General features: G+C 72.6%; 11 protein-coding genes. 1 reads left to right on the plus strand and 10 read right to left on the minus strand.

Annotated elements, in window-relative coordinates; all coding sequences use genetic code 11:
• The 8 genes from NRP21_RS26550 to NRP21_RS26585 all read right to left on the minus strand — a co-directional run.
• The coding region (locus tag NRP21_RS26550; RefSeq protein WP_456300253.1) for a hypothetical protein at window positions 1–181 on the minus strand (181 nt) is incomplete at its 3' end.
• A 65-nt stretch (window positions 182–246) separates the two neighbouring features.
• Entirely contained in the window at window positions 247–2,208 is a 1,962-nt protein-coding gene (locus NRP21_RS26555) for an alpha/beta hydrolase domain-containing protein (protein ID WP_257719265.1), read from the minus strand.
• A 93-nt stretch (window positions 2,209–2,301) separates the two neighbouring features.
• Window positions 2,302–3,282 (minus strand): Bug family tripartite tricarboxylate transporter substrate binding protein, encoded by a 981-nt coding sequence (locus NRP21_RS26560; RefSeq protein WP_257719266.1) that lies wholly within the window; start codon window positions 3,280–3,282, stop codon window positions 2,302–2,304.
• Complete coding sequence (locus NRP21_RS26565; RefSeq protein ID WP_257719267.1) at window positions 3,279–4,934, minus strand: FAD-dependent monooxygenase; 1,656 nt, start codon at window positions 4,932–4,934, stop codon at window positions 3,279–3,281. The genes NRP21_RS26560 and NRP21_RS26565 overlap by 4 nt, the downstream gene beginning before the upstream one ends.
• Window positions 4,931–5,893, minus strand: a complete 963-nt coding sequence (locus NRP21_RS26570) for a VOC family protein (protein WP_257719268.1) — start codon at window positions 5,891–5,893, stop codon at window positions 4,931–4,933. Before NRP21_RS26570 ends, NRP21_RS26565 begins: the two co-directional genes overlap by 4 nt.
• 34 nt (window positions 5,894–5,927) lie before the next feature.
• Complete coding sequence (locus NRP21_RS26575) at window positions 5,928–6,917, minus strand: amidohydrolase family protein (protein ID WP_257719269.1); 990 nt, start codon at window positions 6,915–6,917, stop codon at window positions 5,928–5,930.
• Window positions 6,914–7,876, minus strand: coding sequence for a tripartite tricarboxylate transporter substrate binding protein (locus tag NRP21_RS26580; protein WP_257719270.1), 963 nt, complete (start codon window positions 7,874–7,876; stop codon window positions 6,914–6,916). Before NRP21_RS26580 ends, NRP21_RS26575 begins: the two co-directional genes overlap by 4 nt.
• 114 nt (window positions 7,877–7,990) lie before the next feature.
• Window positions 7,991–8,872, minus strand: a complete 882-nt coding sequence (locus NRP21_RS26585) for a fumarylacetoacetate hydrolase family protein (RefSeq protein ID WP_257719271.1) — start codon at window positions 8,870–8,872, stop codon at window positions 7,991–7,993.
• A gap of 117 nt (window positions 8,873–8,989) precedes the next feature.
• On the opposite strand from NRP21_RS26585, the gene NRP21_RS26590 reads away from it, so the two are divergent.
• The gene (locus tag NRP21_RS26590; RefSeq protein WP_257719272.1) at window positions 8,990–9,673 is read left to right on the plus strand and encodes a GntR family transcriptional regulator; all 684 of its coding nucleotides are present in this window, start codon (window positions 8,990–8,992) and stop codon (window positions 9,671–9,673) included.
• A 24-nt stretch (window positions 9,674–9,697) separates the two neighbouring features.
• On the opposite strand, the gene NRP21_RS26595 is transcribed toward NRP21_RS26590, so the two are convergent.
• Both NRP21_RS26595 and NRP21_RS26600 read right to left on the minus strand, forming a co-directional pair.
• Entirely contained in the window at window positions 9,698–11,203 is a 1,506-nt protein-coding gene (locus tag NRP21_RS26595) for a GH3 auxin-responsive promoter family protein (protein WP_257719273.1), read from the minus strand.
• A complete protein-coding gene (locus NRP21_RS26600) occupies window positions 11,203–13,467 on the minus strand; it encodes a penicillin acylase family protein (RefSeq protein ID WP_257719274.1) in 2,265 nt (754 codons plus the stop codon). The genes NRP21_RS26595 and NRP21_RS26600 overlap by 1 nt, the downstream gene beginning before the upstream one ends.
• Window positions 13,468–13,576: the final 109 nt, after the last annotated feature.

Consider the following 13,576-nt stretch of genomic DNA (forward strand, 5'->3'; position numbering starts at 1 on the left):
TCGCCAGGGCGGGGCTGGGCGCAAGCGTGTTCCCGACGACCGCGCCCGTGGCGAAGACGACCGTCGCGTTCGCGCCCGCGAGCGCCTGCGCAACCGCGAGCCGAAGAATGTTGCCCCGCTCATGGCTTGGCACGGCCACGGCCCCAGCGGTTGGGGTGGCGGTGGCATCGGCTTGTGACATGGATTCCCCCTCAGGCCGTGATCAGGCCGTGCCGGCCCTTGCCCGGCCGGCCCGCATTCCCCCTCTCAGGGCGAGAGCCCCGACAGCCTGCCGCTCCTCGCCGCCGCCTTGGCCGCCTCGGCATCCGCGGGCAGCAGCAGCCGCTCCGCCACCATCCCGGCCGTCGCGGCACCTACCGCCGCCTCGTAGGAGCCGGCCTCGGGGTAGAGCTCCTCGATGCTCGGCCGCGGGTCGCGCCGCGCCTCCCTCTCCGCCCTCGTTGCGGCGAAGGGCAGCACGCCGCCGACCTGGGTGCAGAGCTCCTGCGGCCCCTCCCCATCCTTCTGCGGGTTCCAGCCGATATAGGTGGCGCGCGGCACCTCGATGATCGGCAGGCGGATGCCGGCGATCGCGTTGCCATCCAGCCCCGCGCGCGGAAGGAAGACCGGGTAGCCCCCGCGCACCACGGGCAGGGGCGCCACCTGCTCGGCCGCGTCCGCGCGCACGTACTGGCCGCGATAGGACAGGCCGGGAATGGCTGGGTAAACCAGCTCCGCCCGCACGAGGGTGCCGTGGGCGAGCATCGGGTAGCGGCTCGAAGGCGGCTCGACACCGTCGCGCACCCAGCGCTCCATCGCCACGAGAAGCGCGCGCAGGGCCGGCCCCTGGTAGACCGGGTTCAGCGGCAGGGTGCAGGCGGGCGTGTCCCGCATGACGGCATCGGCCGCGTTCCCGTGCGGGGCGCCGGCAACCATGTAGGCCCGCACATTCGGCGGCAGGTCGATGTGCCGGCCCAGCGGATCGGTCACGAGCAGGCTGGCCTGTGAGCCCCAGAACTCGAACTCGGAATCCATCTGCATGACCATCGGGCAGGTGTTGGTCAGGCGGCAGCGCAGCAGCAGGCCGTCGCGCCGCCCGGTCACCGGGTCATCCAGCACCTCGTAGGTGAAGGGGAACTGCAGCACGGGGAACAGCCGGTCGGATTGCGGGCCGGGGTTGCGCCCGGGCTGGGCGAAGCGGGCATTGGTGAAGCTGCGGCGGGCACCGGGGATGATCGGCATCATTCCCTCGAAGACGATCCGCCCCGCCTCGTCCTCGTTCATGCCGAAGTAGAGCACGTCGCGCAGCACGCGGCCGGACTGCGAGACGCCGAAGCCGATGGCACGGTCCAGACCGGACCGCTCCTCGGCGGCAAGGGGGTTCGCCGGGCCGCCCTCGCGCCGCAGGAAGCTCGTCACGTCGCGGATGGCCGCCAAGCCCATCCCCATCACCCGGGGATCCCGGGCCGTGTAGGTCAGCTCGTAGATCTCCCCGGCCGGCATCCCGTCGGGGCGGGCGATCTCCACGGTGCTGTCGTCGATGAAGCGCAGGCCCAGGCCAGGGGGCGTCGCCCGCTCCTCATCCGTCCTCGCCCGCACGGTCAGGCGTGCCGACTCGCGATCCGCCGCGGGGTAGCTGAGGCTCACGCGCTTCGGGCCGGCCGTGTCGGTGAAGCTCCACTCCTCGCGCGAAGGGCCGGTGATCCCGGGCACGACGGGAACGGTGATGCGCATGGCACCCGCCTCGCCCGGCGCATCGGCCTGCCAGGCGGCCCAGACCAGGGTGAAGCCCTGATCCAGCAGGAAGCCGTTGCCCCCGTCCTCCGCCCGATCCAGCCGGCTCGATGCCGCCGTATCCGTGTCCAGCGTCCGGCCGGTCAGCAGCTTGCGGCCGCGGTTCAGCACATCGAAGACCAGCGTCCCGTTCGGCCGGGCCGGGCGGAGGATGACCACGTCCGTCGTGGCCTCGACCCGCCCCTCCGCGTTGCGCGGCGCCCGGTCGAGATCGGCGATGACGGCGTTGCGGGGATTGGCCGGGTCCAGCGCGATGGTGGCGCGCGCCGTGATCTTCTCGGCCTGGCCCCTCGCCCCGAAGCTGCGGCCGCCAAGCGCCGGCGCCTCGCGCGAGAGGACTTCGAAGCGGGTCACCTCGGCGAGGGCTGTCCCGCTCCACAGGACCGCGGCCCCCATGGCCAGGGCACGCGCAAGGGGTAGCCTTCGCAGCAGCATTCTATCCTCCCGTTTCCGGGGACTGTGCTGGCATTGCCGGCGCAGGTCCAGCACGGGGGCGAGCCGGCCCGCGATGGGACAGGGCAGCCCCCTTCACTCCGGGACGATGCCGGCCTCCTTGATGAGCGTGCGATAGCGCGTGCGCTCCGCCCCCAGGAAGCGCGCGAAGGTCTCGGGCGAGCTGGCGATCACCTCCGCGCCGAAGTCCCGCAGCAGGCGCTCCTTGATCTCCGGCGTCTCCAGCACGGCCCGCATGTCATCGGCGATGCGCGCGACGGCCGGCTGCGGCGTGGCCTTCGGCGCGACGAGCCCGAACCACCCCACCGCCGCGAAGCCCGGCACCGTCTCCGCGACCGTCGGGATGTCCTGCAGCGTGGGAAAGCGCGTCTCGCTCGTCACGGCGATGGGCTTCAGCTGCCCGCCCCGCACCTGCGGCGTGATCACCGGCGTGCCGTCGATCACCAGGTCCGTGCGCCCCATGATCGTGTCCTGGATGGCCCCGGGCACGGAGGAGTAGGAGACGTTGTTCATCTCGATCCCCAGCGCGGCCTTCAGCATCTCGCCCGCGAAGCGCGGCAGGTTCGTCGCGCCGCTCGTCGCGAAGGTCATGCGCCCGCCGCGCTCCTTGGCCACCCGCTTCAGCTCGGCCAGGTCCTTCACCGGCAGGTTCGGCCCCGCGGCGATCATCAGTGGCGTGGACATGAGGTGGGAGACCGGCACGAAGTCCCGCTCCGTGTCGTAGGGCACGCTGCGGATCAGGAACTCGTTCAGCACGAGGATGGAGGCCTGCGCCATGAGCAGCATGTGCCCATCGGCCTCCCCGCGCGCCACGGCCTGGGCCGCGACGTTGCCGTTCCCCGCCGGGCGGTTGTCCACCACCACCGGCTGCTTCCAGCGCGCGGCCAGCCCATCCGCCATCAGCCGCGCCGCCACGTCCGGCGCGCCGCCCGGCGGCACCCCCAGCACCAGGCGCACGGGGCGCGAGGGAAAGGCATCCGCGCCGTGCGCGACGGCGGGCAGGGCCAGCGCGGCGGCGCCCGCCAGCACCGCCCGGCGAGAGGGGCTGATCCTCATATCCCTTCCTCCTCATGGGCGGGCATGGGCTCCCGCGCCGCCTTTCCCAACCCGCAGACGATGCGCAGCACGCCCTCCGCATCAGCGATCCCGTCGCCGCGCCACGCCACGTGCCCATCCGGCCGCACCAGCGCGAAACGCGCGCCGTACAGCGCCGCCAGCCGCGCATCCCCCGGCGCCACGACGTCCAGCGGCACGCCCAGCCGTTCCGCCGCGCGCCGCAGCGCCCCGCCATCCCCCGCCGCATCCGTCACCAGCAGCGTGAACCCAGCCCCGAACAGGTCGTAGAGCGAGTGCCCGTCCTCGAGCCAAAGATGCGGCGCCAGGCAACCGGGATGCGCGCTCGGCACGTACTCCGTCACCGCCGCCGGCGGCGGCGCGCTGCCATCCGGCACGGTCAGCGGCGAACCCGAGTAATGGCTTCCCAGCACCACGCCGAGCGTGCGGAACTCCCGCGGCTTGTGCGCGAGGATCAGCGCGCCCACCTCCGCCCGCGCCGCCTCGCCCTCCGCGCCGTCCGCCTCCAACCCCGGCCGCAGCAACTGAGGCGCCAGCACGGCGTAGTTCGCCACAGCCTCCTCGATTACCCGCCGGTGCACCGGCCGCCGCTCCGCCTCGTAGCCCTCGAGCAGCGCCTCCCCGCCCCAGCCCTGCAGCCGCGCCGCCAGCTTCCAGCCGAGATCCACCCCGTCCGCGATGCCGAGGTTCATCCCATACCCCCCGAAAGGCGGGTGCAGGTGGCAGGCATCCCCCGCCAGGAACACGCGCCCGTCGCGGTAGCGGTCCGCGATCAGGCTGTGCGCCGCCCAGGTATCGACCGTCAGCACTTCCGCGCCCACGTCGCGCCCGAAGGCCGCCGTCATGCGCGCCTGCAACTCCGCCTCAGTCAGCGGCGGCGTCCCGTTCGGCACGGGGAACCCGAAATACCAGGTATCCCCCAGGTCCATCGGACCCGCGATCGCCGCGCAATCGGGATTGACGAGCCAGTACATGATGGACCGCCCGCCCGCGAAGGCCTCGCGCAGAGCCGGCGCCCGGATGACGAGGTTGTAGTTCTGCGCGTAGGCGTGCTCCCCCTCCATCCGCGCCCCGATCATCCCGCGCACCGTGCTGCGCGACCCATCGGCGCCGACAAGGTAATCCGCCCGCACCCTCAGCCGCTCGCCCGCCTCGTCCAGCAGCTCCGCTTCCACGCCCTCCGCATCCTGGCGCAGCCCCTCCAGCGCCATCCCGAAGCGCAGCGACACGGAAGGCAGCGTCGCCGCGTGATCCCGCAGCACCCCTTCCACCTTGTACTGCGGGATCCACTGCGCGTGCTCGGAGTACAGCTCGTTCCTGCCCGGAGCCCCGAAGAACGCGTTCCCGATCGTCGCCAGGTCCCGCCCGAACAGCCGCGTGCGGAAGATGATATCCGTCGGAAATCCTTCCGGCAGCGGGGACGCCTCGCGGATGCGCTCCGCGATCCCCCAGCGCCGCATGTGCTCCATGGAGCGCACATTCGTCGTCTTCGCCCGCGGCTGCCGCGCGTGCCGGGAATTGCGCTCCACCAGCAGTGCGGGGATGCCGCGATGCCCCAGTTCCACCGCCAGCGCCAACCCCACCGGCCCGCCGCCGACGATGAGGACGGAGGTGCGCAGAACGCCCCCGCTCACCGCGCATCCCCCTCATAATTGTGCACGAAGTCCGCGGGCGGGTTCGGCCCCCACAGATAGAACCCGTCCTCCGGCGGATGGTCTTTCCCCTCCCAGTCCATGCTGCTGGGCACGTAGTCCATGTCGCTGGAGTACTCGCAGTAGCTGCCCCAGGGATCGCGCACGTAGTGGAAGTAGTTCGACCCCAGCACGTGCCGCCCGAACCCCCATCCCCGGTCATAACCCCGGTCCGCCATCGCCATGACGCCCAGCCCGATGTCGTTCACCGTCGGCACGTCCCAGCTCAGGTGGTGCATCCCCGGCGCGCCCGACTTGGCGAAGGCCACCACGTGGTGATCGCTGCCATGGACCGCGTGCATGAAGGCCACGATGTCCCCGGAGCGGTCCGAGAGCCTCAGACCGAGGATGCGGTGGTAGAAGTCGATCGCCTTCAGCACGTCCGGCGTGAAATGCACCACATGGCTCAGCCGCGTCGGCCCGCTGCGCCCGGCATTGCGGCGGTAAGGTGCATTCCGCGTTCCCGTCGCCGTGGGCGCCAGCTCCATCGGCGTCTTCTCATCCGGCTGCGTCTTCGCGCCCACCCGGATCTCCAGCAGCTTTCCATCCATGTCGCGGAACCAAAGCCCGTTGCTGTCGAAGCCCGGCGGCGGATCCAGCAGGCGGATCCCATTCCCCTCCAGATGCGCCCGGAAGCGCGGCAGGTCCTCCTCCCAGCAGTGGAAGGAAAGGTGGTGCGTCTCTTTCCGCGCGCCCTCCACCACGCGCCCCCACCGATACCCGTCGCCTACGGTATGCAGCGAAAGCTGATTCCCCTGCGCCCGCGCATCCAGCCCGAAGGCTCCGTAGAAGTCCTGCGCCTTCGCGACATCCGGCACGGCGAGCACGAACTCGCCCACCGAGTGGACGCCGAGCAGGCCCGGCCGCCGCGTGGCCGCCATGTATCCGCCGATGGCCGTCATTGCCGTCCTCCTCCGTGCCGCGCCCGGGCGGCGTTCAGGTCCTGAGCTTCAGCAGCCGCTCCGCATTGCCCCGCATCACCGCGTGCCGCTGCGCCGCATCCAGCGGCAGCGCCTCCAGCGCGCGCAGCGTCTCGGGGATCGGTCCCAGCGGCGCGTCGGTCGCAAACACCAGGTGTTCCGCCCCGAAGAAGGCCAGCGAGGCGGGAAGCCCTGTCCCGCTGCCGAACATCGCCGTATCGGCGTAGAACCCGCGGAAGTAGTCGAGATGCGGCCGCCTCAGCCCCGGCAGCACGCCGGAGAGGTCCTCCTCCGGCGTGCGGCTCCCCAGCACCTCCATCCCCGCGCCCACGCGCCCATCGAACTGCGGGATCATCCCCCCGCCGTGATGCGTGATCACCTTCAGCCCGGGATGCCGGTCGAACAGCCCGGAGAAGACCAGCCGCGACATCGCCACCGATGTCTCGTAGGGCCAGCCGAAGCACCACCACATCTCGAACCGGCTCCGCTCCTCGCTCGCGTAATCGGCCATCGCGGATGTCCGGGCGGGATGCAGCCAGATCGGCAGGTCATGGCCTGCCATCGCGGCGAAGAAGGGCTGGTACTCCGGCAGGTCCAGCGGCCTGCCCGCCACATTCGTGAAGATCTGCGCCCCGCGCGCTCCCAGCTCCCGAATGGCCCGGTCCGCCTCCCGCACCGCCTCCTCGGGATCGAGCATGGAAACAGTCGCGACGAATGCCGGGAACCGATCCGGATACCGTGCGCAGAGCTCCGCCAGCCCATCATTCGCCACGCGTGCCAGCGCCGCCGCCTCGGCCGCGGAGGCCACATCCTCCAGCGGCGGATTCGGCAGGGAGATCACCTGCTGGTACCCCGCCACCACGTCCATCTGCCGGAAGCGCACGTCCAGGTCGTGGATCGCCGCCACCCCGCGCAGCCGCTTCCCGATGGCGCCCAGCTTCGGCGAGGCCTTCGCCATCGCCTCCATGAAGGGCGCGGGCAGGATATGCGTGTAGATATCGATCATTCCGGCGTGATTCCCGCGTTGCGGATCACCGCGGCCCAGCGCGGCACCTCTTCCACCAGCACGTCGCGCATCCGCGCGGGCGCGCCGCCCACCGGCGTCATTCCCTGCGCCGCCAGGGCCGCCACCGTCTCCGGCGCGGCGATGATCTCGTTCGCCGTCGCGTTCAGCCGCGCCACGATCTCCGGCGGCGTGCCCGCCGGCGCGAAGATCCCGTACCACCCGCTCATGTCCACGGGCGGGAACCCCGCCTCCGCGAAGGTCGGCACATCCGGCACCGCCGCCTGCCGCTGCGGGCTCGCCACCGCGACCAGCCGCGCCCGCCGATCCCCCGCCAGTCCCTGCGCCGCCCCGATGGAGACGAACATCGCCGCCACCTGCCCCGCCAGCAGGTCCGTCACCGCGCCGGAGAGGCCGCGATACGGCACATGCGCGACCTCGATCCCCGCCTGTTGCCGGAACAGCTCCATCGCCAGGTGGTGCGGCGTGCCGATGCCGGGGGATGCGTAGTTCAGCGCCCCGGGCCGCGCCTTAGCCCGCGCCACGAACTCCTTCACGTCCGCCCCGCCCGCGTCGTTCAGCAGCAGCCCGAAACCGACGGTCGCGATCTGGGAAACGGCGACAAGGCTCGTGACGGGGTCGTAGGGCAGGCTCCGGAACAGGCTGGGATTGATCGCCAGCGTGTTCGTCTGCACCAGCAGCGTCGCCCCGTCCGGCGCCGCCCGCGCCACCGCCGCCGTCCCGATGTTCCCGCTCGCCCCGAAGCGGTTGTCCACCACGTGCGGCTGCCCGGTGCGGCGCGCGAAGCCCTCCGCCATCAGCCGCGCCACGATGTCCGGCGGCGATCCCGGGCTATAGGGCACCACCACCGTCACCGGCCGCGCCTGGGCCAGCGCGGGCCGGCCCACCAGGGCGGCACCCGCGGCGCCCAGCACGGCACGGCGCGAAAGAGACCTCATCATGGACGTCCTCCCCGTTCCTCCAGACCCGGGAGGGCCTTCCTGGCCCCTCTCGCGGGGTGGGCTCCGGCCCATCCCCGCGGCGCCGCATCCCTGGCGGCTCCCGGTCCCCTTGCGTCAGGCCGCCGCGCGCTGCCGCCCCGCCTCGTCCTCAACCGGGTTCCGCAGCAGCCCCACGCGCTCGATCTCCACCTCGCAGACATCGCCCGGCTTCATCCAGAGCGGCGGCTTGCGCGCGAGGCCCACGCCCGAAGGCGTGCCGGTCACGATGATGTCCCCCGGGGAGAGCGTGAACGCCTCGCTCAGCGTGGAGACGAGGGTCGCCACATCGAAGATCAGGTGGTCGATATTGGATTCCTGCACCACCTGCCCGTTCAGCCGCGTCTGGATCCCCAGCCCCTGGCAGCCCGGCGGCAACTCGTCGGCGGTGACGAGAACGGGCCCGAAGGCGCCCGTGCCGTCGAAGTTCTTCCCCACCGTCCACTGCGGGGCCTTCAGCTGGTAGTCGCGCACCGATCCGTCGTTGAACACCGAGTAGGCGACCACGTGATCCAGCGCGGAGGCCTTCGGGATGTGCCGCCCCCCGCGCCCGATCACCGCGACCAGCTCGCCCTCGTAGTCCAGCTGGTCGGAAACGCGCGGCCGCAGGATCGGCGCGCCATGGCCGATGAGGCTGGAGGCGAAGCGCGCGAAGATCGTCGGATAGGTAGGAACCGCGAAGCCGCTCTCCGCCGAATGGTCCGCGTAGTTCAGCCCCACGCAGATGATCTTGCCGGGGTTCGGCAGGGGCGGCAGCAGCTCCACCGCATCCAGATCCACCGGCGCGCCGCCCTCCAGCGCGCGCCCGGCCCCGGCCAGCGCCTCGGCCCCGCCAGTCACCAGCGCGGTCAGGTCGCCGGGATACCCCGCCTCGCCCTGCATCAGCCCGCGATAATCGCCACCCGCTCCCGCCACGGCCAGGCCCATGGCGCCGTCCTTCCGGAATGCCGCGAAGCGCATCCGCCGTCCTCCCTCTCGTTGCCGGGAAGCGTGAGGCCGGAACGATCGATCTGTCAAAGGAAAATATATTATCGTCTGGAAAGTTTATGTCGTGTAGAGAGGCGGCAGGAGGTGCCGATGCCCCGCGACACGCCCGGCCCAAGTCTGACCCAGTCCGCCTACGAGAACCTCCGGGCCGACCTGCTGGCCTGCCGCCTCCGCCCGGGGGAGCGGCTGAAGATCAACGAGCTCTGCGCCGCCCTCTCCGTCAGCCTTGGCGCCGTGCGGGAGGCCCTGTCGCGCCTGACGAGCGAGGGGCTGGTGATCGCGGAGCCGCAACGCGGCTTCCGCGTGGCCCCCATCTCCGCCACCGAGTTGCGCGACCTGACGGAGGTGCGGATCGAGGTGGAAGCCCGCTGCCTGCGCCGCGCGATCGAGGCGGGCAGCGTGGAATGGGAAACCGCCATCGTCGGCGCCCACCACCTGATGACCCGCCTGCCCGAGCGGGAGCCGGACGACCCCGGCCGGGTGAACGAGGACTGGGCCAGCGCCCACACCGCCTTCCACCGCGCCCTGGTGGCGGGCTGCGGCAGCCCCTGGCTGCTCCGGCTGCGCGAAACCCTCTACGCTCAGAGCGAGCGCTACCGCCGCCTCTCCGTGCCGCTCTCCGGCGGCGGGCGGGATGTGGGCGGGGAACACCGCGCGATCATGGAAGCGACCCTGGCGCGCGACGCCGACCGCGCCTGCGCCCTCCTCGCCCGCCACTTCGAGGTGACGACCCTCATCCTGCTCGAAGCCCCCACGCTGGACGGGGAGGACTGACCGCGGCGGCCGGCAATCCCCCGCCTATCCGCCGCCCAGCGCGCGCGACACCTCGGCGAAGCGGCCGGGATCGGCGATCACCCGCGGTACCTTGTGCTGCCCGCCGGCCTTGCCCTGCGCGCGCATCCACCCCGCGAAGGCCCCCGGGGGCAGCACCACGACCTCGGGCGGGTCCAGCTGGGCCCCGCGCCTATGGGCCGCGTAGTCGTCGTTCGCGGCCATCAACGCCGCATCCATCCTTTCCGCCAACCGTGCCGCCGCGCCGGGGGGCAAAGCGCGATCCGGTTCGACGAGGTAGCGGTGGCGCCCGCGCGCGCCCTCCAGCACAGAGCCGCAGACGTACTCCGCGACCCCCGCCCCCTCCTCCGAGAGGGCCGAGAGGAGCGCGCGCTCGATCTCCTCCCCATCCAGGTGTTCCCCGAAGGTGGAGAGGCTGTAGGAGGTGCGCCCGGTGACGAGCAGCCTCGGCGGATCGCGCGACACGAAGCGCACGATGTCGCCCAGCACATAGGACCACAGCCCGGCGCAGGAGGTGACGACGACGGCATAGTCCACCCCCGTCTCGATCGTCGCGGCCCAGTGCCGGGTGGGTGCCGCGGCCTCCAGCTCGCCCACCGGCACGAACTCCGCGAAGACGCCGCCATCCGCAACCAGCCGCATCCCCTCGCCGTCGCCACGGTCGGCCATCGCGAGGAATCCCTCGCTCGCGGCATAGACCTCCCGCGTCGCGCAGCCCGGCGGCAGGAAGGGCCTCAGCCGGTCGCGGTACGGCGCCCAGGCCACCCCCCCGTGGATCAGCAGCTCCAGCGCGGGCAGCGGCGGCCGCCCGTGCCGCTCCGCCAGCCGCTCCAGCAGCACGAGGAGCCAGGACGGCGTGCCGCTGAGGACGCGAACGCGCGCGGCGGGCGTCTCCTCCGCGAGAGTCGTGAGCTTCGCGTCCCAGTCCGCCATCAGCGCGATCCGCTCCGGCGGCCATCCCCAGGGCCGCAGGAGCCGCGGCACCTCCGCCGCCGCGATGCCGGAGAGATCCCCCTGCCGGATCCCCGGCGCCACCTCCACCAGGTCCGTGGAGCCGCCGAGCAGGAAGGATGGCCCGGCGAAGGGGCGGGAGCGCGGGTGCGCCGCCAGGTGCCAGGCCAGCACGTCGAGCGCCGCCGCCCGGTTCGCCGCCACCATCTCCCGCGACACGGGGATGTACTTCGTGCGGCCGGATGTCGTGCCCGAACTCAGCGCGAGATAGGGGACCGGCCCCGGCCAGGTCACGTCCCGCAGGTCCGGGTAGGCGGGCTTCCACCAATCCTCCCAGAACGCCTCGTAGCGGCGCAGCGGAACCCGCGCCTGATACGCCGCGACATCCGGGATCGCCGCGAAGCCGTGCGCGCGGCCGAAGCGCGTCTCCGCGGCGCGCGCGAGCAGCCGGCGCAGCACCGCCTCCTGGGCCGCCACCGCGTCCTGCGCCCGCAGCCGCGCCGCCCGCCGCCCGGTCCACAGCCGGAGCAACGGGGTGGCGTCGAAAGGCGGGGAGCGCATCACCGCCCCGCCTTCAGCACCGTAACGATCGGGAACTCCGCGGCGACGGTGGCGGGCCGCAGCGGCACGCGAAGGTGGCGGCGCTCCCGCCACAGGGGGATCTGGTCCGCGAAGGCCGCCGATCCCAGCCACCCATCCTGCCCGCCGAACAGCACGAAGCGGCTGCTGTCCGGATCCGCCATGTCCGTCACGAAGCGCGCCATGGAGCCGAAGCTGGTGTTGTGGCGCCCCTCGATCAGCCCGTGCGAGGTCTTCATCGGCGTTTCGCGCGAACCGCCGACGGGATAGTCGCCATAGACGAAGCGGTCGCCGACGACGGGCAGGTTGACAAGCCAGTGGGCGGCGCGGAGGCGATGCACCTCCCCCCAGCCACGGACGTCCCGCACGAGGGCCGCCGCCTCCCGCGCCGCATCCCGCAGCGCCGCCTCACGCCGCGCGGGCGGCAGGGCGTCGAGGTCGCGAAGCGTGTGCGCGGTGAGCGTCGTCCAGTTCCCCTCGGGCGAGCGCCCCTCCAGCTCCCGCCCGTCCCTCGTCCGCCGGACGAGGCGGGCGAGGAGGAACTCGAAGACGACCGGCGCCCGGCCATCCTCCCGGTAGTCCCCGTCCCAGCCCCGGAGCGGCGCGAGGAAGGCGGGCTCCGGCGCGCCGCCGGGCAGTGCGTCCATCCGCGCCAGCAGCCCGCGCGCCATCTCCGCCGCGCGGGGGGAGAGCGTGTCCGTCTGGATCGCCGCCAGCCCATCGAGCGTCATCCGCGGGTTCGCCTCCAGCAGCGCCCTCAGCCGCGCCACGCGGTCCACGTCGGAGAAGGCGTAGCCGATCGCGGGCGGGTCGCGCGTCCAGGTCGCCGGGTTCTCGTTGGCCGAGGCGACGAAGCCCTCCGCCGGCCGCTCCAGCCGCGGGAGGGAGGCCGCGTCGCGCAGCCGCCCCCAGGGTGCCGCCGCCTCCGGCGTCGCGGGCAGTACCAGGTCATCCCGGGGGAAGCCCGCGCGGTCCGGCAGCACCGCGGCCGTCAGCCGCCCCACGGCGCCGCGATCGGCCCAGATCATGTTCTGCGCGGAGACGCCGAAATTCCGGAACGATGCCGCGAAGGAAGCGCCGTCCCTGGCCCGCGCCCCGCGCAGCAGGGCCGTGATCTCGTCCGTCGGCTCGTGCCCCGCCCAGCGCAGCGCGAGCGGGCCAGAGGCACCGGCGGGAACGATGCTGGCATCGGTCAGGACCGGCCCGTACTCCGTGTCCCGCGCCCGCCGCCGCGCGGTGAACCACAGGCGCTGGCGCAGCTCCACCTCCCGCTCCCGGAAGGCCTCCGGCGGCAGGCGCGACACGTCGAACAGGTCGGAGGACGCCGCGCGCAGGTTCGTGCCGCCCCAGGCGACGTCTGGGTTCCGCCCCAGGCCGACGAAGGGCAGCCCCGGCACCATCAGCCCGACCACGTGATAAGAGGGCGAGCGCATTCCCGCGATGAGCCAGAGATTCGGCAGGTTCAGCCCGAGATGCGGGTCGCTCGCGAGCATGGAGGCCCCGCCCACCGCCCGCTCCGGCGCGACCGCCACGGCATTGCTCCCGTTCCTCGACAGCCCCGAAAAAAGCCGGCCCAGGACCGCCGCCGTCCCACCGCCCTCGACCGGCAGCGTGCCCTGCCCGGCCTCCAGCGTACGCCGGTATAGCTCCGCGAAGCCCGGCCGCCCGCGCTCAGCCAGCAGCGCGAAGTAGCCGAGCCAGTTGACGTCGGTCCCGGCCAGGCGCCCGACCGCGAGCATGTCCGCGACCGTGAATGGCTCCCGCGGCAGGTTGAGCAGCCCGGCCTCCGGCGGCCGCGGGCCGTGCAGGATGGCCTGGTTCAGCCCGGCGACGAAGCGCTCCGCGAAAAGCCGCGTCTCCGGGGGGAAGTTCCGCTCGATCTCCGGCGCGGCGCGCCCGAAATCGAGGATGCGGAGCGCGTGATCCACGTCCAGCCCAAGGAACCCGCCCGCCTCCGAGAGCCGGCCCCGCGCGACGAGGCGGAGCAACTGGACCTGCGCGCCCCGCAGGTGCCCGTGCACCAGCCCGAGCGAGTAGGCGAGGTCGCCATCGGTCTCCGCCTCGATCCAGGGGACGAGGTGGGCATTCCAGCGGATCGTGACCGGCCTCTCCAGCGCCAGGCCCTCGCGCGGCAGGGCGGCAAGGCGCCGTTCCGCCGTGACCTCGGGCGGGAACAGGGCGTTGCAGCCAGGCAGCAGGCCCATGACGGTGAGCAGGAGCGCGGTACCGAGCCGCCGTCCCATCATGCTTCACCCCTTCCCGTCCGGTTCGAGGCAAAAATGGGGATGAAGGACCGATACGCCACCGGGCCGTCACGTTCACCGGCCCTTCCAAGCCCCTGTCCCGCGATCCAGC

Source organism: Roseomonas populi, assembly GCF_024594815.1.
GTDB lineage: Bacteria > Pseudomonadota > Alphaproteobacteria > Acetobacterales > Acetobacteraceae > Roseomonas > Roseomonas populi.